Origin of the sequence: Ferruginivarius sediminum, assembly GCF_003344765.1 — a bacterium.
GTDB classification, from domain to species: Bacteria; Pseudomonadota; Alphaproteobacteria; order Kiloniellales; family Rhodovibrionaceae; genus Ferruginivarius; species Ferruginivarius sediminum.
Map to the genome: position 1 here is coordinate 1 of NZ_QPMH01000002.1, position 25244 is coordinate 25244.

Consider the following 25244-nt stretch of genomic DNA (forward strand, 5'->3'; position numbering starts at 1 on the left):
CAGGTCACCCTGGCCGCCATCGCCTTCAACATGCGCCGCTGGGTGGCGCTCAGCCCGCCGTAACCACACCCGGACTCCCTCCGCAATCCGATAAAAAAGCCCCCTATCCCGTCAATCCGACAAAAAAACCGCCACGCGGACCGGCCAAACCGGCCCTCGTCAAACTCCTCGCCGCAAATGACCGTATCGCAAAGGTCCCGCGTCGGGGGAGAGGACGGGGTGAGGAGGGTGGCCGCCCGACTCCGTGGCCGTCCGCGCCGAGAACCCCGTATCCCCGAGCGCCGTCAGTCCTCGGGCGTTGTCCCCGGCTCGGCCAGGCGCAGGACGGTAATCGGCTGTTCCAGGCTGGTCCGGTTCATCGCGTCCGCAAGGTCGGGCGGACAGATCCGCTTTTCCTGCTCGGCGTCCGCCGCGCAGGCGCGGCCGCCTTGCAGCCACAGCCGCGTCTTTCCCAACACCTCGCGGCTGAACGGCAGCTCCGTGCGGGCAAACGGCGGGGTGCGCCAGGCGCGCTGCACCAGATAGAAGGACTCGGCGCCGCTCACCGTGCGGAACAGCGCCAGCTCGCCCAGCTTCTTCCCGGCATGCCGGGTGCATCCGATGAAGCGGAAGGCGGTTTCGTAGCCACGCACCTCCTTCGTTTCCACGTCGGTGGACAGGACCGTCCCGCAGTCTGCGTCGTAGCGTTCGGCGATGCCGTCGAGCAGGGCCTTCGGGTCCGTGCCCGTGTTGCCGGGGAACATCTGGACAGAGACCTTGTCCCGCCAGTCCTCGGCGCTCTGCCCCTTCGGAATCCAGGCGATGTGGAACACCCGCGCGTTGCGCTCCGCCTGTGCGATCTTCCAGTCGATGGGCACGGGGGTCAGGAAGAACTCGCCGCCCCCGCCGTTGACGACGGCCAGGCCACGGCTGCCCAGCGGCTCAAGCGCGTTGGCAGGCGCCATGACGGCAACCAGCAGTGCGGCCAGGATGGCTCCGATTATCCGCCTCATAGCGGCCGTCCCTCGATCAGGCGGGGCAGGTCGCCAACCGTACCCATGGCGTGGCGCATGAACAGGCGCTTCAAGGGCCCGATCTGGTTCACCGCGCCGAGACCCAGGTCGCGGGCAACCCTCAACGGCCCGAAGTTGTTGGAGAACAGCCGGTTCAGCGAATCCGTGGCCGCCACCAGCATCAGGTTGTCCGGCCGGCGCCAGCGCTGATAGCGGACAAGGACATCCTTCGTGCCGATATCCTGCCCCAATCGCCGGGCATCGACGATGCATTCGGCCAGCGCCGCCACGTCCCGGAAGCCCAGGTTCAGGCCCTGGCCCGCAATCGGATGGATGCCGTGCGCCGCGTCGCCCACCAGCGCCAGCCGCCGGTCGATATAGCGCTCGGCATGCAGGCCCGACAGCGGATAGGTGAAACGCGGGCCGACCGGCCGGACATCGCCCAGCGAGGTGCCGAAACGGCGCAGGACCTCCTGCCCGAACGCCCTGTCGGACAGCTTCACCGCCTTTTGCGCCAGGTCGCGCCGCTCCGTCCAGACGATGGAGCTGCGATGCGTGCCGGGCGGTTCGTCCACCATCGGCAGCATGGCGAAGGGGCCGGAGGGCAGGAAGTGTTCGTAGGCGACGCCGCGATGCGGCTTTTCGTGCTCCAGGGTGGCGACGACGCCCGCCTGCGGGTAGGTCCATTGCGTCGTGCGGATGCCCGCGTCCTGGCGCAGGCGCGAGCCGCGGCCGTCGCAGGCGCAGCAAAGCCGGGCGCGCACACGGCGGCCGTCGCCCAGACGCGCCTCCACGCCGCCCGGCCGGCGGATCACCCGGTCCACCGTCATCGGCGCCAGATGCAGCAGCCTGTCCAACGTCGGCAGAAAGCGATGCTGCGCTTTGCGCATCTCCTGGTTGGCGACGATATGGCCCAGTGGCTCTCCCACTTCGCGGTGATCGTAGTGCAGCGACAGGGCCGAGGGGCCCCGGCCCACCCGGCCGTCGGTCACCCGGATATCCAGGATCGGCTGCGCCGCCGCCGCGGCCTCGGGCCACAGGCCGATGGCTTCCAGCATATGCCGCGAGCCGGCGGCGATGGCCGACGCCCGCCCGTCGAAGGCCGCCTGCAGGACGGCGTCCGGGTCCTCCCGGTCGATCAGGACGGTCTCGATGCCCGAACTCGCCAGCACACCGGCCAGGGTGGCACCGACCAGCCCGCCGCCGACGATCACGACCTCGGCGTCGATGCACTCTTCGCTGTGATGAGATGCTTGCGCTGTCATGCCGCCTAAAATCGAGCGCCTGGACCGCGATGTCCAGAGTGCGCCTCGCCGCAGCGCCGGGGATGACTGCCTAAAATATACGCATCATTGAATGTGTGATCGTTCTTTAGGCACACAGGCCTGTCCGCGTCGCCACGCCCAGCGCCGTCGGATCCTTATATCCATTTGATTTTGCTTCGTTTTGTGCACCGCGCCCGGTTTGGCACGGATCTTGATGCTGCCCCTGCGTCAGCCACGAGAGGGACAGCCGTCATGCAAATGGTTATGGCGATCATCAAGCCCTTCAAGCTGGACGAGGTTCGCGACGCGCTGACCGCCATCGGCATCGAGGGGCTGACGGTCAGCGAGGTCAAGGGCTACGGCCGGCAGAAGGGGCAGAGCGAGATCTATCGCGGCGCCGAATACGCCGTGAACTACGTCCCGAAGGTCAAGCTGGAGGTCGTGCTGCCGGACGAGCAGGTCGAGCACGCGCTCGAGGCTATCGGCCGGGCCGCGCATACCGGGCGCATCGGCGACGGCAAGATCTTCGTCCTCGACGTCGCCCGCGCCGTGCGCATCCGCACCGCCGAAACCGATATCGAAGCGCTTTGAAGGAAGGATTTCAGCGATGAGACTCCCACGCAGGATGCTCGCGTCCGCCGCCCTTGCCGCGACCGCGCTCGCGGTGCTGGCGACACCGGCGCGCGCAGCAGTGTCGGCGGAGACCGCCTTCGTCTTCAATTCCTTTGCCTTCCTGGTGCACGGCGTATTGGTCATGTTCATGGCGGCCGGGTTCGCCATGCTGGAATCGGGGCTGGTGCGTTCCAAGAACACGGCGGCGATCTGCCTGAAGAACGTGGCGATCTACTCGGTCGCCGGGATCATGTACTACCTCGTCGGCTATTCGCTGATGTACGTGGATGTCGACCAGGTCGTCGGTTCGCTGAGCTTCCTTTACAACCCGGCCGAGGCCGAGCTGCGGCTCATCAACGGCGACACCGCGCCCGAGACGCTGGAAGCAGTGACCGGCAACGGCTTTGCGTCGATGTCGGACTGGTACTTCCAGATGGTCTTCGTCGCCACCGCCGCGTCCATCGTCTCCGGCACGGTGGCGGAGCGGATCAAGGTCTGGCCGTTCCTGATCTTCACGCTGGTGCTGACGGGCGTGCTCTACCCGATCCAGGGCGCATGGACCTGGGGCGGCGGCTGGCTGACCGGGATGGGCTTCTCGGACTTCGCCGGCTCCACCATCGTCCATTCCGCCGGCGGCTGGGCGGCGCTGACCGGCGCGATCATCGTCGGCGTGCGCAAGGGCAAGTACGGCGCGGACGGCCGCGTGCATCCGATGCCGGGCGCGAACCTGCCGCTGGCGACCCTGGGCACCTTCATCCTCTGGTTCGGCTGGTTCGGCTTCAACGGCGGGTCGCAGCTTGCGCTGGGATCGGCGCTCGACGTCGCTGCCATGGCCATCGTCTACGTCAACACCAACCTGGCCGCGGCGGCCGGCGTCGTGGCGGCGATGCTGATGACGCAGGCGATCTACCGCAAGCTGGACCTGACGATGGCCCTGAACGGCGCCATCGCCGGGCTGGTGGCGATCACGGCGGGGCCGGATCTGCAAAACCATCTGGCGGCCATCGTCGTCGGCGCCGTCGGCGGCATCCTCGTCGTGCTGGCCATCCCGCTCCTGGACAAGCTGCGCATCGACGACGTGGTCGGCGCCGTCTCCGCCCATCTGGTGGCCGGCATCTGGGGGACCCTGGCCGTGGCCATCTTCGGCGACGGCGACCTGATGGTGCAGATTACCGGCATCGTCGCGGTCGGCGCCTTCATGACGGTGACGAGCGCCGCGCTCTGGCTCGGCCTGAAGCACACGGTCGGCCTGCGCGTCGATGAAGAGGAGGAGGACGCCGGCCTCGACCGCATCGAACTGGGCCTCGAAGCCTATCCCGAGTTCGGGCGCGGCTCGCAGACGATGTAGACGCCCCGACGCCCTATGGCGTGTCTTCCCCCAGCCTTGGCCCGGGCGGCATCCACCGTCCGGGCCCTTTTTCGTTTTGCTCTCCGGCGAGGAGAAGGCAAAACGGGCCTTATGAAGGTTCTCGTTCTGGGCGGCAGCGGCCTGATCGGCGGCCAACCCGGACCGATGGCGGCCGACGTGGCCCGACCCCATGGCCGTTGTGAGCAACCGCGGGCAGCCTTGACGGCAGACGCTGTCGCCGCGCACCTTGCACTGCGGAATCGCTGCGGATTACAATTGTTTATGGTTTGTGCCCTACAGGAGTCGCGCGCATGGTCGAGGTGGTAAGCTCGCCCCGCCGCGACATTCAGGCGTTTCACCCGTTCATCAAGCTGAACCGGCTGCTGGCCGACGTCCCGGCCGGGCGCTCGCCCGCACCCGACGGGCGGCCCATTGCGCTGCAGGTGGGGGAGCCGCAGAACGACCCGCCGGCCTTCATCACGGAAGAGATAGCTGCGGCGGCGAAGGGCTGGAACCGCTACCCGCCGCCGCGCGGGACCGAGGGCTACCGCAAGGCCTGCGTCGACTGGCTGGCGCGCCGCTATCCGGCCGGTGCCGGGCTGGTGGACCCGGATACGCAAGTGCTGCCGCTGCCCGGCTCACGCGAGGGCCTGTTCTTCGCGGCGCTCGCCAGCACGCGGCCCGGACGCGACAAGATCCTGCTGCCCAATCCGTTCTATCATGTCTACGCGGGCGCGGCCGTGGCCGCCGGCGCCGAACCCGTGTTCGTTCCGGCGACGGAACAGACTGGCTTCCAGCCCGACTACGCGCGTCTGGACCCCGCCATCCTGGACCGCGCGGCGCTGGCATTTCTTAACTCGCCGTCCAATCCGCAAGGCGCGGTCGCCTCGAAAGCGGCGCTGAAGGCGGCCATCGAAACCGCCCGGCGCCACGATTTCGCCATCGCGCTGGACGAATGTTACGCCGAGATCTACGACGATACGCCGCCGCCGGGCGCGCTGGAGGCCGCGGCGGAGCTTGGCGTCGGGCTGGACAACATGCTGCTGTTCCACTCGCTGTCCAAGCGGTCCAGCGCGCCGGGGCTGCGCTGCGGCTTCGTCGCCGGCGACCCGCGCTGGCTGGACGAGCTGGACGCGGCGCTTCGTGTCGGCGGCGCCGGCGTGCCGCTGCCGGTCCTGGCGGCGGGCACGCGGCTTTGGAGCGAGGAGGCGCACGTCGCGGAGAACCGCGCGCGCTATCGCGCCAACTTCGACGCGGCCGAGCGGACACTTGGCGCGACGCTCGGCGCCAGACGGCCGCAGGCGGGATTCTTCCTCTGGCTGGAAGTCGGCGACAGCGAGGCGGCGGCGGTGGAGCTTTGGCGCGAGGCGGGGCTGCGCACGCTGCCGGGCGCGTACATGTCCGTACCGGATGCGCAAGGCAACAATCCCGGCGCGGCCTATCTGCGGATCGCGTTGGTGTACGATGCCGATCGGACCGAGGCCGCGCTGCGGCGGATCGGGGAAGTTCTGGGGGCAAGCAGCGCCCGGCGCGCGCAGGCCTGAGAGATGACGGGACGCATGAGCACTCGCAGCAGCACCGACGAGGGCGCGGCGCGTAACGCGCTTGACGATCTGCGCGGCTTTGCGCGGCGAAGCGTGCGGCAGGCCGGCGCCGCTTTGCCCGGCCTCGCGGCACTCGCGCTTTTGATCGCGCTTCTCACCTACAACCCCAGCGATCCAAGCCTGAACGTCGCCGGCGGCGGCCCGATCAGCAACCTGCTGGGGCGGCCCGGCGCCGTCGTGGCGGACCTGTTGCTGTCCAGCCTGGGGCTGGCGGGCTTCCTGCCCGTCGTCCTGCTGTTCGGATGGTCCTGGCGCCTGATTCAGAGGCGGACGTTCACCCGCTGGTGGCTGCGGCTGGCCTTGCTACCGCTGGCATTGCTGCTTGCCGCAACGGCACTGGCGGCATGGCCGACGCCGGAAAGCTGGACGCTGCGCAGCGGCCTCGGCGGATTCACGGGTTTGCTGGCGCTGCGCCACCTAAGTGGCCTGTCGGGTGTCGGCCCCGCTGTTCTGGCCAGTGGCGCGGCCTTGCTGGCGCTGGCCACAAGCCTCTATGTGCTTGCGCTCAGCCGCGCGGAATGGGCGACGCTGGCCCGTGGCATCGCCTGGCTTGGCGGCGGCGCCGGCGGGCGTCTGGCCGAACTGGCGACGCGCACGGGGGAAGCGATGCGCGATGCGGGCTCCAGCGACGAGGAGGAAGAGGCACCGCAAGAGGACGCTCCGCCGCGCCGTCGCCGCAAGCGCCGCGAGCGGAAGGAACCGGCCCTGCTTGGCGGCCGCGAGCCGGCACCCGGATCGGAGTCCGAGGCGGCGGAAGATGCCGGTCCGGCGAAGTCCTCGAAACGCTCGACCAAGGTGGAACCCAAGGCCCCGCGCGCCGCACCCAGCAAGTCCGCGCAGCAGCGCAACCAGCGCCGCTTCGAGTTCGCGGCAGAAGGCGGCTATGAGCCGCCGCCGCTGTCACTGCTGAAGGACGCCGCCACGAATGGCAAGGGCGGGGTCAGCCGGGACGCCCTGGAGAAGAACGCGCGCCTGCTGGAGAGCGTGCTGCAGGACTTCGGCGTGCGCGGCGAGATCGTGAAGGTGCGCCCCGGCCCGGTCGTGACGCGCTACGACCTGGAGCCCGCACCGGGCACAAAAACCAGCCGGGTTGTCGGCCTGGCCGACGACATCGCGCGCTCGATGTCCGCCGTATCGGTGCGCGTCGCGGTGGTGCCGGGCTCCAGCGTCATCGGTATCGAGCTGCCGAATTCCCAGCGCGAGATCGTCTTCCTGCGCGAGCTTCTGGCCTCGGACACCTATGAGCGCTCCGGCGGGCGGCTGCCGCTGACGCTGGGCAAGGACATCTCGGGCAACGCCAGCATCGTCGATCTCTCCAAGATGCCGCACCTGCTTGTCGCGGGCACCACCGGCTCGGGCAAGTCGGTGGCGATCAACGCGATGCTGCTGTCACTGCTCTACCGGCTACCGCCCGAGAAATGCCGTCTGATCCTCGTGGACCCGAAGATGCTGGAGCTGTCGGTCTATGACGGCATACCGCATTTGCTTTCCCCCGTCGTCACCGATCCGAAGAAGGCGGTGGTCGCGCTCAAGTGGACGGTGCGCGAGATGGAGGAGCGCTATCGCCGCATGTCGCGCCTGGGCGTGCGCAATATCGACGGCTACAACGAGCGCATCGAGGAGGCGCGCCAGAACGGCGAGGTGCTGACGCGCAAGGTGCAGACCGGCTTCGACCCGGACACCGGCAATCCGATCCACGAGGAGCAGCCCTTCGATTTGGAGACGCTGCCCTATATAGTGGTCGTGGTCGACGAGATGGCCGACCTGATGCTGGTCGCCGGCAAGGACATCGAGATGGCGGTCCAGCGTCTCGCGCAGATGGCGCGCGCAGCCGGCATCCATCTGATCATGGCCACGCAGCGGCCCTCGGTCGACGTCATCACCGGCACCATCAAGGCGAACTTCCCGACACGGATCTCCTTCCACGTCACCTCGAAAATCGACAGCCGCACCATCCTGGGCGAAACCGGCGCCGAACAGCTCCTTGGCCAGGGCGACATGCTCTACATGGCCCACGGCGGGCGCATCACCCGCGTGCACGGCCCGCTCGTCACCGACCGCGAGGTCGAGGAAGTGGTGGCCCATCTGTGCGCGCAGGGCAGTCCGGATTATGTCGAAGACGTAACGGCCGAGGACGACGATGGCGGCGGCATGGCCGATGTCCTGCCCGGAGGCGGCGGCAACGGCAATGGCGGCGGCGACGGCGACCTTTACCAAAAAGCGGTCGCAATTGTCTGCCAGCATAAGAAAGCTTCGACATCGTTCGTGCAGCGCCAGCTCCAGATCGGCTACAACCGCGCCGCCCGGCTGATCGAGCGGATGGAGGCCGAGGGTGTGGTGAGTCCCGCGAACCACGTCGGCAAGCGCGAGATACTGATCGAATCCCCGCACGAGCGGGAATGAGCCCCAGGGAGAACGAGCCCATGCGCATCATGCGCACTGCCCTCGCCGCGCTTGCGTTGAGCGCGGCCGCCGTATCCGCCCCGGCGGCGCAGGGCTTTGGCGACCAGACCGCGCAAAGCGCGCGGCTGACGGAGTCGGATCAGAAGATCGTTCAGCGCGTGGAGGACTACCTCTCCGGCGTGGACACGATGCATGCGGAATTCCTGCAGACCTCGTCGAACGGCAGCACGGCGCGCGGCGAACTGTGGCTGGACCGGCCCGGCAAGCTGCGCTTCGAATACCAGCCGCCACACCCGGCCCTGATCGTCTCCAATGGCTCTGTGCTGGTCTATTACGACCGGGACCTGGAGCAGACGAGCTACGTGCCGATCTCGGAAACCCCGCTGTGGTTCCTCGTCCGTGAGGACATCGACATGTCGAGGATTGAGGGCTACGAGATCGCCGGAATCGAGAGGAAAAGGAAGAGCATTCGCCTGAGCGTGGCACAGGAAGGAAGCGCGGCCGGACAACCGGGCTCCCTCACCCTGGTCTTCGAGGACGAGCCCTTGCGGCTGAAAAAATGGCGCATTGTCGACCAGCAAGGCATTGCCACCGAGGTTGCCTTGCTCGATCCGCGGTTCGGCATCGACATCGACGGAACGAAATTCGATTTCGACGCGCTGAACCTGCCGGATCGCCGGCGTCCCAGCAATGGCCGGTAGCGGGCGTGCGCAAACCGGGCGATCTTGCTCGCCACCCGCCGCATGACTAGCTTTAGGGCATGAGCCAGCAAGTATCGCCTCCTCTGATCGCGCTGCCCGCTTGCCGTATGGAAAAGGACGGGCAGGATTTCCACACCATCGGCGACAAGTACGTCCGCGCCGTTGCCGAGGCGGCGGGCGGCTTACCGGTGATGCTGCCGTCGCTTTCCGGACTGATCGATGTCGACGACGTGCTGCGCCGGATGGACGGCCTCGTTCTGACGGGTAGCCCGTCGAACGTTCACCCCACTGAATACGGCCGATCGGCGGACCCGGCGGCCGAGCCGCATGATGTCTGGCGCGATTCCATCACGCTGCCGCTGATCCGCTCGGCGGTGAAGGTGGGCGTACCGCTTTTCGCGATCTGCCGCGGGATGCAGGAACTGAATGTCGCCTTCGGCGGAACGCTGTTCGCGCGGGTGCACGAGGTCGAGGGCCGGATGGACCACCGCGCACCCAAGGTGGACGACGTCGACGTGAAGTACGGCCTTCGCCACAGCGTGGCCCTGACACCCGGCGGTTTGCTGCGGGAGCTTCTCGGCGCCGAGGAAATCGAGGTCAATTCGCTGCATAATCAGGGGGTCGAGACGCCGGCGCCGGGCCTTCGGGTGGAGGCGCTGGCGGACGATGGCACGGTGGAAGCCCTCAGCATGCCGGAGGCGCCGGGCTTCGTTCTGGGGGTGCAATGGCACCCGGAGTACAAGGCAACCGAGAGCCACATCTCGACAGCCCTTTTTCAGGCTTTCGCCAGGGCAGCACGGCACCGGGCCAGTCTGCGACAAAACACCGCAGCTGGGGAACCGGTCGGCGCTTAGGGCCAAGAGCGGCGCTCGGACCAATTCGTTCAGCAAACGTATACACTTAGTCTACTCAATGTTCCGTGCCTATCCATTGATTTCCGGTACGGGCTTCCTAGATTCTCCCATAAGCGCCGGCCCGCAATGGGTTGGCGGCAAGCGGTTGGGTGAGTTCCCCTGCCACCCTTCCGCGTCTCCGCGGAGATTGGAACGCCCGGCCTCCCCCCGACCGGGCGTTCCTTCGTTTTCCAGCACCTTTCAATGATTGCCGCCGCGCGCCCGCGCGTTTAACTTGCGTTCGTCATGCGTCTTGTAACCTGGAATGTGAACTCAATCCGCATCCGCCTGGACAATCTGGCGCGTCTCTCCTCGGAGGCGCGGCCCGATGTCGTGTGCCTTCAGGAGACGAAGGTCGACGACGCGTCCTTTCCCTACGACGAAGTACGGGATCTGGGCTATCACCATGTCGCCGTGCGCGGGCAGAAGGGCTACAACGGCGTCGCCGTCCTCTCCCGTCAGCCGTTCGAGGCGGAGCACCGTCTCGACTGGTGGGGACAGGATGATTCGCGGCATCTGTCCGTGCGATTTCCCAATGCCTTCGAGCTGCATGTCTTCTACGTGCCCTCGGGCGGTCCGACGCCGGACCCGGAAAAGAACGAGAAGTTCGCGCACAAGCTCGGCTTTCTGACGGAAATGGCGCAGTGGGCGCGGAACGAGGGAATCGCGGGACGTAAGCTCGCCATCGTCGGCGACCTGAACGTGGCGCCGCTGGACAACGACGTCTGGAACCACCAGCGCATCAAGCGGCAAGTCGGCCACACACCGCTGGAATGCGAGCACATGGCGGCGCTAAAGGACGCCGGCGGCTTCACCGACGTCGGCCGCCACTTCGTTCCGGCGGAAGAATTCCTGTTCACCTGGTGGGGCTATCGCCACCCGCAGTCGTTCACCAAGAACTACGGGTGGCGCCTGGACCACGTCTGGGTGACGCCGCCCTTGGCCAGGCACCTCAAGGCGCACAAGGTCGAGTCCGATGCACGCACGTGGCCCCGGCCATCGGATCACGTGCCGGTAACGGTCGACTTCCAGTAGCGCTTGCCGGCAAGGCCCCTGGAATCGACAAAAGGCGGACGCCAGAATGGAAAGCAAGCCATTCACGCGTATGTCGGTTGCCGGGCGTGGCGCCCCAAGCGGGAGTAAACGTATGCAAGTGTTCCGTTATCCCGCCGGAACTCTGAGCGGCGACTATCTTCGCTCGGCCGCGGGTGTGGGCCTCGGCGTGGGCGTTCTGACGACTGTGCCGATCGGATGGGCCATCGGTCTGATATTCGGCGGACTGGCGGGCGCCTTCGGCCTGTTCGGTGCACGCACCCTGGAACGTCATATCACACGTGTGGCTGTCTCGGATGGCGAGATTGCCCGCGCGGCGCTGGGCACCCGCGTCATCCCCTGGGACCGGCTGGATAACGCGAAGCTGCGGTATTACGGCACGCGGCGGCAGCAGAAGAACAAGGACGGCTTCATGCAGCTCACCCTGCGCGGCGCGGGCACCTCGATGACGTTCGAATCCAACCTGGAGGGCTTTGACTACATCGTCTGGCGCACGGCAAGAGCAGCACGCGCGAACGGCGTCTCGCTCGACCCCGCCTCGGCCGGAAACATGCTGACCCTGGAGATCGATCCGGACAACGAGGCCCCGCCCCCGCCGCATGTTGCCGAACTACACGAAAACGTCCGCTCGGGGAATTAGCCCAGGACCACCAGATCGACGGGGTGGCCGACGCCGGCCACGCCGGCGCTGTCCAGCCGGTCGCACCGCGCCGACGGCGTAAAGCCCTGTCGGCAGGCGAGATCATAAGCCTCGCTGGTCGCCAATGCCTTTGTCCCCGCAACGGCGTTGTGTTTTTCCAGCTTGGCGGAGAGATTCACTGCTTCGCCGATCACCGTGTATTCAAGGCGATCCCGCTCGCCCACGGCGCCGAAGACGATGCAGCCGCTGGCCACGGCGGCATTGACGGGCCGCGCCGGGCGGCCCTCGGCAAGCATCCGTTTCTCCCAGTCGCGCGCGACGGAGATGATCTCCTCGACACAGCGCAAGGCGTCCGCGGCATAAGTCTCGGTCATGCGAGATGCCCCGAAGGTGACCATGATGCCATCGCCCAGGAACTTGTCGACGCTGCCGCCGTGCTTGCGGATGATCGGCACCATTTCGGCCTGGTACGAGGCCAGAAGCTGCATCATCTGGTCCGGCTGGCACGTTTCGGCAAGCCCCGTGAACCCGCGCATGTCGAGGTTCACGATAGCGGCATCCCGTAGTTCCCCGATGCCCACGCCGATCTCCTCGGAATGCACGATGTGACTGGCAACCTCTGGCGAGAAGAACCGGGCGAGATCGTGCGCGGCCACGCCTTCCGCCACGGAGCTTACCAGCAGCGCCCGCGCGCGCATGATGGCGACTGCCAGGATGCCGGTCACCACGAGGATGGATATCACCTTGTCGAACTCGGCGCCCAGCAGGACGGAGTTGGAGGTGAGGTATTCCACGTAGTTCCGGGTGATCATGTTGTCGCGCGGATCCACGAGGATCGCATAGCCGACAAGCGTGAGCCAGCCGGCCGCGGCCGCCAGTCCGGCGACGACCACGAAGCGGGCCTCGAAGCGCAACGCGCGCAGGGCGATGAAGATGAAGACATAAAGCAGCGTCGGTGCCTTCAGATAGAACGCGGCCGACTGCTCGTATTGAAGGTGGAACGACCAGATAAGGACGAAGAGCAGCGCCATGTCGATGGCGATGGAGATGTAGAGGAACCAATCCGGCAACCGGATGCGATAGGCAAGCCCCAGTCGCAGCATCGTGAACCCGAAGTAAGCGGAAAGCGCGTAAGGGACGGGCTGAAAGGTGTCGTGCGCCGTGAAAGTCTTGGGCGCCACGATGTAGAGCGCCGCGAAGATCGCGACAACAGTGAGCTGAAGCCAGCCGATCAAGCGTTCGGTGGCATCCTGCTGCGCGCGTACCTGCCGATGCACGCGCTCCGGCAATTTCGCCTGGGGTGGCGCGGAGAAAATGGGCAGCGGACCAAGCCAACCCGTCAGGCTTCGCGGCTGCGTCGTTTCCATCATATTCGTCATGCTAACCGCTTTGCTGCATCGCACGCTGTCAAAATCGCCGTGAAGCCGGCGTGATGTTCCCCACGCCTTGCCGCGGCACGCCTGCTTTGCCACACTGCCGGTCCTTCCCGGCGGCAACCTTGGCATTCCTTATATGGTGCATCGCGAGAGCAACTGGATAGGGGTCGCGTTCGGCCTTGTGCTGGCCGCCTATGCCGCCTTCCAGCAGTTCAAGTTGCCCCCGGCCCTGCCGTTGATGCTGGAGAGCTATGGTTATGACCGGACGCTCGCTGGCGGCTTCATGTCTGCTTACGCGGTCGCCGGGCTTGCCCTGTCCTTCGCGATGGGCCGGCTGATCGAGCGGCGGGGTGCGGCCATCCCCATCGCCACCGGCTTGTGCTTGATGACGGCTGGCCTGGTTCTCACGTTGGCAATGCCCGAGGCTGGAAGATTGGTGCTTGCATCGAGGACGCTTGAAGGCATTGCGTTCGCTGTCTTCGCAATTGCCGGGCCGGTGCTCGCCAATGCGAATGCCAGCGCACGTCATCTGCCGGTTGTGATCGCCTTGACCGCCGCGTGGATTCCCATTGGCCAACTCCTGGCCGTCGTGCTGGCCGAGCCAAGCTTCGCCTTCGCCGGGTGGAGCGGGTTGTGGTGGATCGGCCTCGCCATGAGTGCGGGCATGATGCTATGGCTCCTGGGATTGCGGCTGTCCGGGCGTGTCGATATGGGTCCGCGACACCGGAAGCCAGCGGACGCCACGGCCAACCGGGAAACTGTTTCGAAATCGCAACGGATATCGCTGATCGTAACGGCCGCCGTCTTCATGGTCTGGTCCGCGCAATACTTCGCCTTCATGACATGGCTTCCGCAGTACCTCGTCGAGGCGCTGGGGTTGAGCGTATCCGGCGCCGTGGCCGGCTACGCCCTGCCCGTCGCGATATTGCTGGTGGCCATCATGGTCACCGGGCAGATCCTGCGCCGCGGTGTGCCCGTGGGGCCGCTTCTGGTCGCGGGGCTCGCGCTTCAGGTGGCAAGCTGGGTACTGCTGCCCGTCGCGGGCGGCGGTTTTGGAGGTGCGCTGGCCCTGGTGCTTTACGGCACGGCCGCCGGCATCGTGCCGACCTGCCTTTTCGCCATGCCAAGCGCCATCGTCGGCCATGGCCAAGCCGCCGCGACGGCGTTCGGGATCATCATGACCGGGCGGAATGCCGGCGTGTTCGCGGGCCCTATCGCACTGGCGCAGCTTTTCGCCCTGACCGGCGGATGGGCCTGGGCGGCCCCCATGCTGGGTGTTGTCACGGGCATCGCGCTGGCCCTGGGCGCGTGGCTGGCAACGCGCCTGAGCGGCGTCGCCTACGGCACCAGCCGGTAGCCGCCGGGCTCGGTGATCAACAGCGTGGCGTTGGAGGGATCGTTCTCGATCTTCTGGCGCAGCCGGTAGACGTGGGTTTCCAGGGTGTGCGTGGTGACGCCCGCGTTATAGCCCCAGACCTCGCCGAGAAGCGTTTCCCGGCCCACCGTCTTCTCGCCGCTTCGGTACAGGTACTTCAGGATCGCCGTTTCCTTTTCCGTCAGGCGGATCTTGCGCCCCGAGGCGTTCTCGATCAGCACCTTGGCCGCCGGCTGAAAAGTATACTGCCCGATCGTGAAAACGGCGTCCTCGCTCTGCTCGTGCTGGCGCATCTGCGCGCGCAAACGCGCCAGCAGCACGCCAAGACGAAACGGCTTGGTAATATAGTCGTTGGCCCCGGCATCCAGCCCAAGGATCGTGTCGGCATCGGATTCCGAGGCGGTCAGCATGATGATCGGGCACGAAATGCCGTTCCGGCGCATCACGCGGCAGACCTCGCGGCCATCCATGTCCGGCAGGCCGACGTCCAGAAGGATGGCATCGAAATGCTCTTGCTTCGCCTTTTCCAGCCCCTGGCTGCCCGTCCCGGCCTCCGAGGCCATGAATTCCTCGTGAAGCTGAAGCTGTTCGGCCAGCGACTCCCGCAAGGAATCGTCGTCATCGACGAGCAGAATGTGCTTACCGGCAGTGGATGCCATGGCGTTCCTCATATAGACCGGCCGGTCCCGCGCAAACCGGTTATCAGCACGGTTCGACGCTGTTCATTAGCAACAGCGGGCCACCGGTTCAAGCCGCCGTCGGTCCGGGGTCGGCATGTACCATCGCATGCAGGGCCGCGAACAGCGGATGGTCCGGCTCGCCAAGCGCATCGACGGCGTCGAAATGATGCCGCCCCGGCAGCTCGACCCGCGACCCCGTGAGGCCCGCGGAACGCCAGACATCCAGCAGTTCACGCTGCTGGAGCAGGAATTCCTCCGTCTCCTCGCTGCCCACACCGGCAAGCAAGGGACCGGCCGCCTGCGGCAGGGCGCGTAGGGGGCTATACGCCGCGACCTGCTCCTCATCAATCCGCATCACGGCTTGGTGATAGCTCAACCGGATCGGCTCCAGGTCGTAGATACCGGATATGGACAGCGCGCCCTTCACCAGGTCCGGCGGCAACCCCTCCTTTTGCGGCCAGGCGCGGTCCAGCGCCGTGACCGCCAGGTGCCCGCCGGCGGAATGTCCCGCGACAAAGATGCGTTCCCGGTCGATACCACGTTCGCCGGCCCGCCGGTAAAGCCACGCCACGGCGGCCCGGATCTGCGCAACCATCGTGGCTATATCCGCCTTCGGTGCCAGGTCGTAGTTGAGCGAGGCGAAGGCGATGCCCCGCTCGAGGAACGCCGGCGCCAGATAGCTGAAATCGGACTTGTCCAGTGATTGCCAGTAGCCGCCATGGATGAAGGCGACCAGCGGCGCTTTATCGCGACCCGCCGCGGGAAACAGATCCAGCCGCTCACCCGGGGATTCGCCGTAGGCCAGATCGACCAGGGCAGTCGTGCGCTCTCGAACCGTCCGGCTGTCGCGCGCCCAACGCTCGAAGAATTCCGCATGCTCCGGCAAGCGCGCGCGCAGGTTGAGCTGCTCGTCCAGCTTTTCGCGGGTCCAGCCACGGTAGATCGGCTGCGTCATAACCGCTTAATCCTCCCATGGCCGCGGCGGCGTTTGCCGTCGCGGGCAAGCCTCCCCATCTAGTCGGGTGGAAGTCCTTCAACAACGATGACACGCGCCGCAAAGCGCCGTAAAGTCCCGGCCGATGCATGAACCTTCGTCAGCTTCCGCAACGGCGATAGCCGAACCCGCCACGGCCAGCGTGCGGCGCGTCGACCGCGCGGCCGCCGAGTTGCGCCGTGGAACACCGGTCCTGCTGCATGGCCACGACACGGCCGTGCTGGTGCAGGCGACAGAGACGGCCGCACCCGGCAGCGTGGACGCGCTTCGTTCCCTGGGCGGAACGTCGCCGCGGCTGGCCCTGGCGACCGGCCGGGCCGAGGCGCTTGGCCTGGAGGTGGCAAGCGGGACAAGCACCATCTTCGCGGAACTCTCCGACGGCCCGTCGTCCCAGCCTCGCTCGCGTCACCGCGTGCCGATGCCGGGTCTCGACGTGGAAGCCCGCATTTCCGAGACCACTGCGGGAGACGCGATGACCGACGCAGCCGTGGCGCTGGCCAAGATCGCAAGGCTTGCCCCGGTGCTGCTGATAGCCTCCGTCGAAGTCCGCGTTCCCGCCGAATGGGCGCGAAGCCGAGATCTGCTGGAGATCAAAGCGGGCGAAGTCCTGGAATACGACAACTCCGCCGGACAGCGCCTGAGCTGGGTGGCCGAGGCACGGGTCCCGCTTGCGGATGCGGAGAACACGCGGCTTCACGCGTTCCGCGCGGCCGACGGCAGCGTCGAGCACCTGGCCATCGTGATCGGTGAGCCCCGGCCCGGCGAGGCAGTTCTGACGCGCCTCCATTCCGAATGCCTGACCGGCGACCTGCTGGGCAGCCTGCGCTGCGATTGCGGCGACCAGCTTCGCGGCGCGGTCCGGGCCATTGCTGAGACGGGCGCCGGCGTGCTGCTATACTTGGCGCAGGAGGGGCGCGGTATCGGCCTCGTCAACAAGCTCCGCGCCTATGCCCTGCAGGATCGCGGGGCCGATACCCTGGATGCGAACGAGGCCCTCGGCTACGAGGCGGACGAGCGCGTCTATCGCCCCGCGGCGGAAATGCTGCGCCAGCTCGATTTCACGCGGGTGCGGCTACTGACCAACAACCCCGATAAGGTCGCCGCCCTCGGCCAGTACGGCATCACGGTCGAGGAACGGGTACCCCACCATTTCCCGTCCAATACCCACAACGCGGCCTATCTGGCGACCAAGGCGCGGCGCTTCGGGCACATGTCCTGACGGCAAGCTCTGCCGGCCTCGGCAATCCCTGCCCGGTGGATGGCTTGCCAGGAACCGCCACGGGCGCGGGAAACTGCGACAAATCCTATTGGCACGACGTTTGCTTCGCTGGTGAGAACCGTTTTCAGTGAAGCAGGTTGCGATGGCTTTCCCGGAATCCGCAAAAGGCGCTGCGCTGATGCCGGCCGCCCACCTCCATGGGGCGGGCGACTCGAATCGACCGGGTCAAGGCAATGAAACGTCCGGCGAGTTCGGTTTCGCCGACCTCCTGGACGTCATCAATCCCCTGCAACACATTCCGGGCGTGTCCACGGTCTATCGCGAAATCACCGGGGACAGCATTCAGGCACCCGCGCGCGTGGCGGGCGGCGCGCTTTTCGGCGGACCTATCGGCTTCGTCGCCTCGACCTTCGAGACGATCATGACGGAGGCCACTGGAGACGACATCGGCGGCCACGTCATGGCGTCCCTGTTCGGCGAACCCGATGCCAGCCAAACGGCCCCGACAGCCGTGGCAGAGGCAGACCCCGCCAAGACGCAGCAGCCCTCCGCTCAGCTCGCCGAACGCGAAACAGGATCGGCCGATACCCACCAGGCCGCCCGCGAGGAAGGCGAGCAACGCGTGCTGACGGGTAACGAGGCCTTGGCGGCGCTGGCCGCCGATCTTCGCGGCGAATCCGGCGCCGGCCACCGGGCAAGTGATCAGGTCGCAGCCAATAACGCCGCAGATCAGGAGGATGAATCCCGCGACGCGCAGCGTTCAGAGATGCAGTTCTTCCCCATAAGGGCGAAAGATTATAACCACTCGGCGACGCTCCGCGCCGAAAGCGTGGAGAAACTGCGCGCGGCGGCCGCGGCCGATGAAGGCCGCACTCAGGCCGCACCCACTCATCGCGCGCTCGTCAACGAAACGGGCCAACAGCCTCCGCAGCAGGATACCGACACGCTACCCGACTTCGCCCAGCGGATGAGGAGTGCGCTGGAGAAATATCGCGCCATGCACGAGAAGCAGTAGGACGGGGCTTTGTCCCGAGCGGTCTAATGGCGTTATAAGGCGCGCATGGATATCCAGGTCCAACGTTTAGCCGATCACCGCTGGCACGCGACGCTCGACGAAGCGGAAAGCTGGCCCTGCGCCATCGGGCGGGGCGGCATCACCGATGCGAAGCGGGAGGGGGACGGCGCGACGCCGATCGGTTGCTGGCCGCTGCGGCGAGTCCTCTACCGTCCCGACCGATTGAGCCAGCCCGACACGCAGCTTCCCATCGCACCGCTATCACCGGAGGACGGCTGGTGCGACGATCCCGGCCATGTCGCGTATAACCGTCAGGTCCGCCTCCCCTTCCCGGCCGGCCACGAGGTGCTTTGGCGCGACGACGGCATCTACGACATCATTGTTATCCTCGGCCACAACGACGACCCGCCGGTGCCGGGCGCAGGCAGCGCCATATTCCTCCATGTGGCACGCCCGGATTACGGCCCGACGGCCGGCTGTGTGGCCCTGGCACTTGACGACCTTCTGAGCGTGCTGCGCATGGTCGGGCCTGGCGACCGGCTCTGCGTGCGCGCCGACGGTGCGCCGCAACCATGAAGCGGTTGCACTCCTATTGCCACCTGTGCGCCGCGCACCAACTTATCCATGCGACGGGCTGGCGAATCCGCGAACGCCGTGTCAGGCAGGGAGTTGCGCACACATGATCAAACCGTTCGTCACGATCACGTCCGTTGCGCTTGCAGCGGCCGCCGTCGCCGGCTGCGCCGGACAGCCGACCATCGAGAACACCTATCGCAGTTCCTATGACCCCAGCCTGCTCAGCTATGCCGCGAGCAAGGGCGGCATGAAGACGGAGATTCTCGGCGCGCCCTTCCCGACCGGCGAGCGCACACAGCTTGAGCGAGCCGTCACGAATCGGCTGGAACAGGCGGCGCCCGGACCGAGAATGGCGTTCTTCACCGAAGCGCCGGCGGACTACACCTCGCCGTATCGGGTGGTTCTGCTGTTCGACCCCGCGCCGGGGCAGCCGCTGCACGATCTGTGCAACCGGCCGGATCTGAAGAGCCAACCCGGCGACGGCCCGGTGAAAGTCACCGCGGCGTTCTGCTCGTCGGATCGCGCGATCACGCGCGTGGCGGGCTCGGTCGGGAACGTCCAATCGGCGGACGACCCCGCGTTCCAGAACCTGATCGGACAGATTGCGCACGGCCTGTTCCCAACGAACAACATCGACCAAAACAACGGGGCCGGCGATTTCGAGATGTAGCCGCCCGTCCCGCTGTTGAGGTTTGACGGCCCGCGTCGATCGACGACGCGGGCCTTTTCTATGCCTATCGGACCAGATTCTTCCTTCGACCCATCGCGCGGCGGTGAAACCGACGTGATGTAGTTATGGAGAATTGTGAATATTTGTGCGTGAATCGCGACCCGCGCTTCGTATGCAACCTGAATTCGTCGCGGTACCGGCGGGTTTCGCCGGGCGATTTTTTCAAGTTCTTGTGACAGTCGTTGATTTCAATAAATAAATATTCCGCCGTAGACTTTGGGTTAACGGCACGAATTCCATTGGAGCATGTATATGGCAATTGAGAACTTCGGGCCTGCACGCAGCATATGTGCCGTAAACCTCAAGGAGTAGTGAGATGAAGATCAAAGTCGTCAACGGCAAAGCACTCACTATTGCGGCGATTTCCGCCGCGATGGCCAGTGTCGTCTCTATTGGCGGTGCGCTGGCAAGCGACCTGACTGACCAGCAACTTGCGGAGATCAAGGTCCGCAATCAGACGGCCGAAACGGTCTCGACGACTGGACTGACGGGCCGCACCGGAACCAGCTATACAACGACAAGCGACGAGCGTGTCCGCACCCAGGGGCTGACGGGGCGTACGGGAACAAGCTATCAACCGGCGCTCGGCGTTGGCCATTCGTCCGGATTGACGGGCCGCACGAACTTCTGAATTGAGGCGGAGCCGATAGAAAAGGCGCCCTCGCATCGGTGAGGGCGCCTTCCTGACGAGATAGCCTCGGCACGGCGGACTGATCAGGGTTTCGGCCGCTGCCCGAAAATCGCGGTTCCGACCCGGACGTGCGTGGCGCCGAGTTTCACGGCCGTTTCGAAGTCGTGGCTCATGCCCATGGAAAGCCGCTCGAAGCCGTGCTCGGCCGCCAGCTTGGCCAGAAGCGCAAAGTGGGGGGCGGGCTCTTCCTCGATCGGCGGGATGCACATCAGTCCCACGACCGGCAACGACAGCTCATCCCGGCAGAGATGGACAAGGGCGTCGAGTTCGCCCGGCACAACCCCCGCCTTTTGCGGTTCCTCACCGGTGTTCACCTGAATGAACAACTCGGGCCGGCGGTTCTGCCGGTCCATTTCCTTGGCCAGGGCGCGCGCGATCTTGGGCCGGTCCACGCTCTCGATCACATCGAACAGCGCGACGGCATCCTCCGCCTTGTTGCTCTGCAGGGGGCCAAGAAGGTGAAGCTCCAGGTCGGGGTGGCATTCTTTCAGCGCTGGAAACTTGCCCTGCGCTTCCTGGACGCGGTTCTCCCCGAAGACACGCTGGCCGGCATCGATCGCGGCCTGAATACGCGCCGGATCGTGTTGTTTCGAAACGGCAACAAGCGTCACCTCCGACGGGTCACGGTCGATGGCACGTGCCGCCTTGGCGATGGCCTCGCGCACGTCGGCCAGGTTCCGGGCGACGTCTTCCGCAATGGTATCGGTTTCGCTCATGACCGTTGGATTAGACGGGTTGGCCCGACTTGTCCAGATAGCCGAAGCGCTGCATTGTTTCCCCGTGCGCGTCCACCATCCGACGCACTTGATCTTCGTTGAGCGATTCTCGCCACTGGCCGGCCGCGCCCTTTCGGAAGAAGCGGGATGCGCCATCCGGCCGCGCCTCGTTGAAGCTGTCGCGCTGTTCCTGCTTGGCCATCTCCTCGAACGAGGTGAACGTAATGGCCTTCCGCAGCCGGCTGGTCGCCAAGGGCACGCCAAGGAACTTGATCAGTGCACGGAAGGTCGGTCCCGGCTTCTTCAACATGTCTTCATACCGCATGGTGTGCAGCTTCAGGCCGGGCGCCTCGGTCCAGCTTCGCACGTGCTGCGACCAGTCGCCGATAAAGTCGGGTATCTTCTTGCCATCCTCGCCGGGGATGACCTTGTACCGCTCGCACAGGTCGTCCACCGCCTCGTCCAGCGGGACCATGTAGTGGTGCGCATAGGACACCACGACGTCGAGCGGGTTGCGCACGACATAGACCGCGCCGGCCGTGGCCTGCGGCGTGATGATTGGCACGCCGCCTTCATCGCCCACCATGTTGTGGGTCTTCACGAAGGCCGTCTCGTTTGGATGGCTGGCCAGGTAGCGATGCACTTGCGGGCGCAGCGCGCGAAGCTGTTCCTCCCCCAACTCTTCCTTCGGTTGGCCGCTGACCCTTTCGTAGTGAACCAGGAAACCGTCGCCGAACGCGAACTTGTGCAGTTCGTTGATGGGCAGCGGCTTGTCGGGATTCTTGAAGTAGTTGGCGATAAACGCCCGCAACCATGTGTTGCCGGACTTGGGATAGGAGGCAAGCCAGATGATACCGGGCATGGAGCGTCCGCGATTGGCGTGAAGAAACGATGATCGTTTAGATTTGTACAAATGGCGAAGGACGCAAGCCCCTGAGCCTTGTGGAACCGAGATCGCAGGGTGTCACATGAGAAAAGGGGGGCTTATGCCCCCCTTTTCCAGTCCGATCCTTGAAGAAAGGAGCGGTCTTAGAAGGTGACGGTCGTGCCGAGGATACCGGCAACGGCGTCGAGATCGGTACCACCCTCTTCTTCCCATTCGGTGTAGAGGAGGGAGCCGGAAACCGTGACTCCCGGGCCGAGGGCGTAGTCGATACCGCCACGCACCGAGGTCTGCTTGTCCTCGGCGTTGTTGGCGGTCGAGCCTTCAACCTCGGAGAAGAAGGCGTTAACGGCCAGCGACCACGGGCCGGTCGTGTAACCCGCGCCAACGGACCAGGCATCGCCGTCGTCGGCCTCGTAGCCGGACGAATCCTCGCTATCCTGGTTGGCGTAGTTGGCGCCGACCACGAAGCCCATGTAACCGACCTGAGCACCGGCCATGTACTGCTGGAGGTCGTCGTCATTACCGGGCGTAACCGGATTGTCGGGCGCGTTAGCCATGTTGTAGCCAGCGTTCAAGGCAACATCGAAGCCGCTGAACGACTGGACGAAATTGGCGCCGACAGAAAGCGCGTTGTTGTACTGGGTCTGCTCGTTCACCGGGCCGAACTGACCGGCTGCCGTGCTCTCCACACCAGCGTTCGTGCCGGCCTCCGGCGTCCAGCTTGCGCCGAACTGGAAGCCCGAAATCCGCGGCGAGAAGTACGACACGGTGTTGTGGTCGTTGTGCGTATCCAGGAAGGTGGACAGCGACGGCTTCCGGAAGTTGGTGGTCTGGCCGGTCGGCGACGGGATGAAGGTATTCACCCAGCCCGTGTTGATCGGGATACCGGCGGTGTAAAGATGGCCGCTGGACGCGAAGGCCATGCGGTAGCCGGCCGAGTTCGTGCCGCCCAGGTTGATCTCGCCGAACGAGCCCTTGAACCACATGAACTGCTCGTCCCCCGGATGGCCGAAGGACTCCAGCTCGAAGCGGACGCCGACCTCGATGCCGTTGTCCAGGGTCGTCGAGCCGATGAAGTTGATCGTGGCGTCCTGGAAGTGGCTCTGATCCTGATCGGCGGCACCCGCAACGGAATCGTCGCTGCCGTCACGGCTGCTGATGCCGTAGTAGGTGTTCATGAAGCCGGACAGGCCGATCTTGATGCCTTCCTCGGCCTGGGCGCTCGTGGCCGCGAGACCCACGCCCACGATCGCGGTGGTCGCGTAGAGATACTTCTTCATTTCCTGCTTTCCTCTCCTTTTTCTCCCTCACCGAACGCAAGTGAGGGAGGCCCCCTGGTCTGGCCCCGTATGCCCCACGGAGATCATTCCAGACCCGCCGCTTGTCCGCGGTAGAGCCCCCATGTGAGTCGTTCGGCACAAGAAGCGCACGGCAAGAAAGCCTCGGAGAAGGCCGGGTGGTCAAGCACGACATAAAGAGCTTGTGGCAAATTTCCACCAACTGTGGTCTTTACGCCACAGTTACGACCGCTCGTCCGGCTTCCGCCGCGACGCTTGCCATCGGCAATGCTTCTTCCTAGCGTAGGCGCCAGTCCCACGGGCCGGCGCGTCCGGTCCAAGCAGCTTCCGGGGAGAGTGCTGTGGCGCAGCAGACACAGCCGACGATCACGCTCGAAGAAGCCCTCCACATGGGCTATCGCCACCATCAGGTGGGGGAGCTTCAGCAGGCCAAGCACATCTATGAGCGGATCCTCAGCGCGGTGCCGCAACAGCCGGCTGCACTGTCGATGCTGGCGTCCGTCGCCTACCTCGAAGGGGACGAGATTCAGGCCGAGGCCTACCGGGACCAGGCGCTGAAAAGCTATTCCGCCGTCCTGCATCAGCAGCCCGGGCAGCTCGCTATCCGCGCGGCGCTGGTCAATCAGCTTCTTGCCGCGGATCGCGTCCGCGAGGCGCAGGACCTTATCGAATACCTGCAGCTTCCGCTGAACCCGCTGCGCGCCAAGCCGGAGGAGTTCCAGCGGCGCCGCGAGGCATCGCGGAAGAGGGGCCTGCCGCCGATCATCATCAACACGATACCGAAGTCCGCCAGCGAGAGCATCTGGAACCGGCTGGCGCAGGGCCTGGGGATGGCGCAGTGCCACTTGTCCATCGGCCTGTTCCCGCACTGCACGGCCGTCCCGCATCGCCTCGACGAATTCGGCCAGGGCGGGATCATCAGCAAGGAGCACATCGCACCCTCGCCTTTCAACGTCGAGGTCCTGCACCGCGCCGGGGTCCGGAAGCTGGTGGTTCATCTGCGCGACCCACGCCAGACCACGCTGTCCTGGGCGCATTTCGTGCGCGACGACATCTCCAAGACGCTGCTCGGTCCGCTGTGGCGGCAAAGCTGTCCGCCGGCAGCCGTACTGAACGCGGATCTCAGCCAGCAGCTCGACTGGTGCATCGACAACTACCTGCCGCTCGCCGTCGATTTCATGCGCGGATGGCAGGAGATCGCTGCCGATCCGGCACGTCCCATCGATATCCTGTTCCAGACGTTTGAAGGCTTCCGCACCGAGCCGGACGCGTACTTCGCGCGAACGCTGGAGTTCTACGGCATCGACAAGTCGCTCTTCGCGGAGGACGCGGAGGCGGAGGTCGTGCACCTTCGCAAAGGGGCCCTGGACGAATGGCGCGAGGTCTACACCGGCGAGCAGCAGCGCCGGGCGAACGCGATCGTCGGGCCGGATCTGCTGGACGCCTTCGGCTGGACGGCGTAAGCATCTGCCGACGAACTTGCGTCGCGGGTGGGAAATCGCAAATATGCCGCCGCTGAACCCCGTGCGGGCGTAGACGGCTTGCAGTCGCCGGCCCGCACTGATACGCGAGGATCAGTCACCACTGACCGACACGTTCCTGGAAAGGTATTCGCTGCCATGAATCTTCGGCGCGGTTTGACCGTTCTTGCGGTTGCATTCTTGGGCGCATTGGCGGCCTGCGGTCCCTCGAAGGACAAGAGCGATCCGCTGACGACGCGCGAGATCAAGACATCGGGCGATCCCGAGGTGTCGCCGCAGGAGAGGTTCGGCAGCGTCACCGGCAACAGCCTGTCCAACCTGTTCGGCAGCGGCGACGGCGAAGGACAGGGCGGCGGCGGTGGTGGCGGCATCGGCGTCAACGCCTATCTCTGGCGCGCCTCGCTGGATACCGTGTCGTTCATGCCGCTCGCCTCGGCAGATCCGTTCGGCGGCGTCATCATCACCGACTGGTACTCGCCGCCCGACAGTCCGAACGAGCGGTTCAAGGTGAACCTCTACATCCTGGGCCGTCAGCTCCGCGCGGATGGCCTGCGCGCATCCGTCTTCCGTCAGCAGCGGGCGGGCGACGGCTCCTGGCAGGACGCATCCGTCGAGCAGAAGACGGCGACACAGCTTGAAAACGCCATCCTGACGCGCGCACGGCAGATGCGCATCGCGTCGCTGCAATAATCGCTC

24 protein-coding genes are annotated in these 25244 nt (G+C 65.8%); 16 read left to right on the plus strand and 8 right to left on the minus strand.

Annotated features, from left to right (window positions below; genetic code table 11):
- Window positions 1-284: 284 nt before the first annotated feature.
- Window positions 285-992, minus strand: a complete 708-nt coding sequence (locus DRB17_RS01905; RefSeq protein WP_114580485.1) for a hypothetical protein — start codon at window positions 990-992, stop codon at window positions 285-287.
- Window positions 989-2257, minus strand: a complete 1269-nt coding sequence (locus tag DRB17_RS01910) for a UbiH/UbiF/VisC/COQ6 family ubiquinone biosynthesis hydroxylase (protein ID WP_114580486.1) — start codon at window positions 2255-2257, stop codon at window positions 989-991. The genes DRB17_RS01905 and DRB17_RS01910 overlap by 4 nt, the downstream gene beginning before the upstream one ends.
- A gap of 252 nt (window positions 2258-2509) precedes the next feature.
- Between DRB17_RS01910 and DRB17_RS01915 the strand changes: the two genes are divergently transcribed.
- From DRB17_RS01915 to DRB17_RS01950, 8 genes are all read left to right on the plus strand, one after another.
- Window positions 2510-2848: a P-II family nitrogen regulator gene (locus DRB17_RS01915; protein ID WP_114580487.1), complete on the plus strand. Its 339-nt coding sequence runs from the start codon at window positions 2510-2512 to the stop codon at window positions 2846-2848.
- 16 nt (window positions 2849-2864) lie between these two features.
- On the plus strand, window positions 2865-4217 hold the full coding sequence (amt, locus tag DRB17_RS01920; protein ID WP_114580488.1) for an ammonium transporter: 1353 nt from the start codon (window positions 2865-2867) through the stop codon (window positions 4215-4217).
- Window positions 4218-4528: 311 nt separating this feature from the next.
- The gene (locus DRB17_RS01925; RefSeq protein WP_114580489.1) at window positions 4529-5761 is read left to right on the plus strand and encodes an aminotransferase class I/II-fold pyridoxal phosphate-dependent enzyme; all 1233 of its coding nucleotides are present in this window, start codon (window positions 4529-4531) and stop codon (window positions 5759-5761) included.
- Window positions 5762-5776: 15 nt separating this feature from the next.
- Window positions 5777-8224, plus strand: a complete 2448-nt coding sequence (locus DRB17_RS01930; RefSeq protein WP_241503715.1) for an FtsK/SpoIIIE family DNA translocase — start codon at window positions 5777-5779, stop codon at window positions 8222-8224.
- A gap of 20 nt (window positions 8225-8244) precedes the next feature.
- On the plus strand, window positions 8245-8925 hold the full coding sequence (locus DRB17_RS01935) for a LolA family protein (RefSeq protein WP_161958668.1): 681 nt from the start codon (window positions 8245-8247) through the stop codon (window positions 8923-8925).
- Between the two features lie 59 nt (window positions 8926-8984).
- Window positions 8985-9779: a gamma-glutamyl-gamma-aminobutyrate hydrolase family protein gene (locus DRB17_RS01940; protein ID WP_114580492.1), complete on the plus strand. Its 795-nt coding sequence runs from the start codon at window positions 8985-8987 to the stop codon at window positions 9777-9779.
- A 285-nt stretch (window positions 9780-10064) separates the two neighbouring features.
- Entirely contained in the window at window positions 10065-10853 is a 789-nt protein-coding gene (locus tag DRB17_RS01945; RefSeq protein WP_114580493.1) for an exodeoxyribonuclease III, read from the plus strand.
- Window positions 10854-10965: 112 nt separating this feature from the next.
- Complete coding sequence (locus DRB17_RS01950) at window positions 10966-11511, plus strand: hypothetical protein (RefSeq protein ID WP_114580494.1); 546 nt, start codon at window positions 10966-10968, stop codon at window positions 11509-11511.
- Here DRB17_RS01950 and DRB17_RS01955 read toward each other — a convergent pair.
- Window positions 11508-12890, minus strand: coding sequence for an adenylate/guanylate cyclase domain-containing protein (locus tag DRB17_RS01955; RefSeq protein ID WP_114580495.1), 1383 nt, complete (start codon window positions 12888-12890; stop codon window positions 11508-11510). The two genes, DRB17_RS01950 and DRB17_RS01955, sit on opposite strands and share 4 nt — an antisense overlap.
- A 67-nt stretch (window positions 12891-12957) precedes the next feature.
- Between DRB17_RS01955 and DRB17_RS01960 the strand changes: the two genes are divergently transcribed.
- The gene (locus DRB17_RS01960) at window positions 12958-14244 is read left to right on the plus strand and encodes an MFS transporter (protein WP_114580496.1); all 1287 of its coding nucleotides are present in this window, start codon (window positions 12958-12960) and stop codon (window positions 14242-14244) included.
- Here DRB17_RS01960 and DRB17_RS01965 read toward each other — a convergent pair.
- Window positions 14226-14921 (minus strand): response regulator transcription factor, encoded by a 696-nt coding sequence (locus tag DRB17_RS01965; protein ID WP_114580497.1) that lies wholly within the window; start codon window positions 14919-14921, stop codon window positions 14226-14228. The genes DRB17_RS01960 and DRB17_RS01965 overlap by 19 nt on opposite strands.
- 88 nt (window positions 14922-15009) lie before the next feature.
- Window positions 15010-15897 (minus strand): alpha/beta hydrolase, encoded by an 888-nt coding sequence (locus DRB17_RS01970; RefSeq protein WP_114580498.1) that lies wholly within the window; start codon window positions 15895-15897, stop codon window positions 15010-15012.
- 124 nt (window positions 15898-16021) lie between these two features.
- Here DRB17_RS01970 and ribA point away from each other — a divergent pair, with 124 nt between their 5' ends.
- The 5 genes from ribA to DRB17_RS01995 all read left to right on the plus strand — a co-directional run bounded on the left by ribA (window position 16022) and on the right by DRB17_RS01995 (window position 20107).
- A complete protein-coding gene (ribA, locus tag DRB17_RS01975; RefSeq protein WP_114580499.1) occupies window positions 16022-17155 on the plus strand; it encodes a GTP cyclohydrolase II in 1134 nt (377 codons plus the stop codon).
- Between the two features lie 142 nt (window positions 17156-17297).
- Window positions 17298-18170, plus strand: a complete 873-nt coding sequence (locus tag DRB17_RS01980) for a hypothetical protein (protein ID WP_114580500.1) — start codon at window positions 17298-17300, stop codon at window positions 18168-18170.
- A gap of 45 nt (window positions 18171-18215) precedes the next feature.
- Window positions 18216-18746, plus strand: a complete 531-nt coding sequence (locus DRB17_RS01985) for a L,D-transpeptidase family protein (RefSeq protein ID WP_114580501.1) — start codon at window positions 18216-18218, stop codon at window positions 18744-18746.
- A 103-nt stretch (window positions 18747-18849) separates the two neighbouring features.
- Window positions 18850-19416 carry a hypothetical protein gene (locus DRB17_RS01990; protein ID WP_114580502.1) on the plus strand — a complete coding sequence of 189 codons (567 nt, stop codon included), beginning with the start codon at window positions 18850-18852 and terminating at the stop codon, window positions 19414-19416.
- A 376-nt stretch (window positions 19417-19792) separates the two neighbouring features.
- Entirely contained in the window at window positions 19793-20107 is a 315-nt protein-coding gene (locus DRB17_RS01995; protein WP_114580503.1) for a hypothetical protein, read from the plus strand.
- An 83-nt stretch (window positions 20108-20190) separates the two neighbouring features.
- On the opposite strand, the gene DRB17_RS02000 is transcribed toward DRB17_RS01995, so the two are convergent.
- From DRB17_RS02000 to DRB17_RS02010, 3 genes are all read right to left on the minus strand, one after another.
- The gene (locus DRB17_RS02000) at window positions 20191-20883 is read right to left on the minus strand and encodes a YggS family pyridoxal phosphate-dependent enzyme (protein ID WP_114580504.1); all 693 of its coding nucleotides are present in this window, start codon (window positions 20881-20883) and stop codon (window positions 20191-20193) included.
- 10 nt (window positions 20884-20893) lie between these two features.
- Window positions 20894-21745, minus strand: a complete 852-nt coding sequence (locus DRB17_RS02005) for a sulfotransferase domain-containing protein (protein WP_114580505.1) — start codon at window positions 21743-21745, stop codon at window positions 20894-20896.
- Between the two features lie 167 nt (window positions 21746-21912).
- Window positions 21913-23049, minus strand: a complete 1137-nt coding sequence (locus DRB17_RS02010; RefSeq protein WP_114580506.1) for a porin — start codon at window positions 23047-23049, stop codon at window positions 21913-21915.
- A 359-nt stretch (window positions 23050-23408) separates the two neighbouring features.
- Between DRB17_RS02010 and DRB17_RS02015 the strand changes: the two genes are divergently transcribed.
- Both DRB17_RS02015 and DRB17_RS02020 read left to right on the plus strand, forming a co-directional pair.
- A complete protein-coding gene (locus DRB17_RS02015; protein ID WP_114580507.1) occupies window positions 23409-24530 on the plus strand; it encodes a hypothetical protein in 1122 nt (373 codons plus the stop codon).
- Window positions 24531-24686: 156 nt separating this feature from the next.
- Window positions 24687-25238, plus strand: a complete 552-nt coding sequence (locus tag DRB17_RS02020; protein ID WP_114580508.1) for a DUF3576 domain-containing protein — start codon at window positions 24687-24689, stop codon at window positions 25236-25238.
- The last annotated feature ends 6 nt before the right edge of the window (window positions 25239-25244 follow it).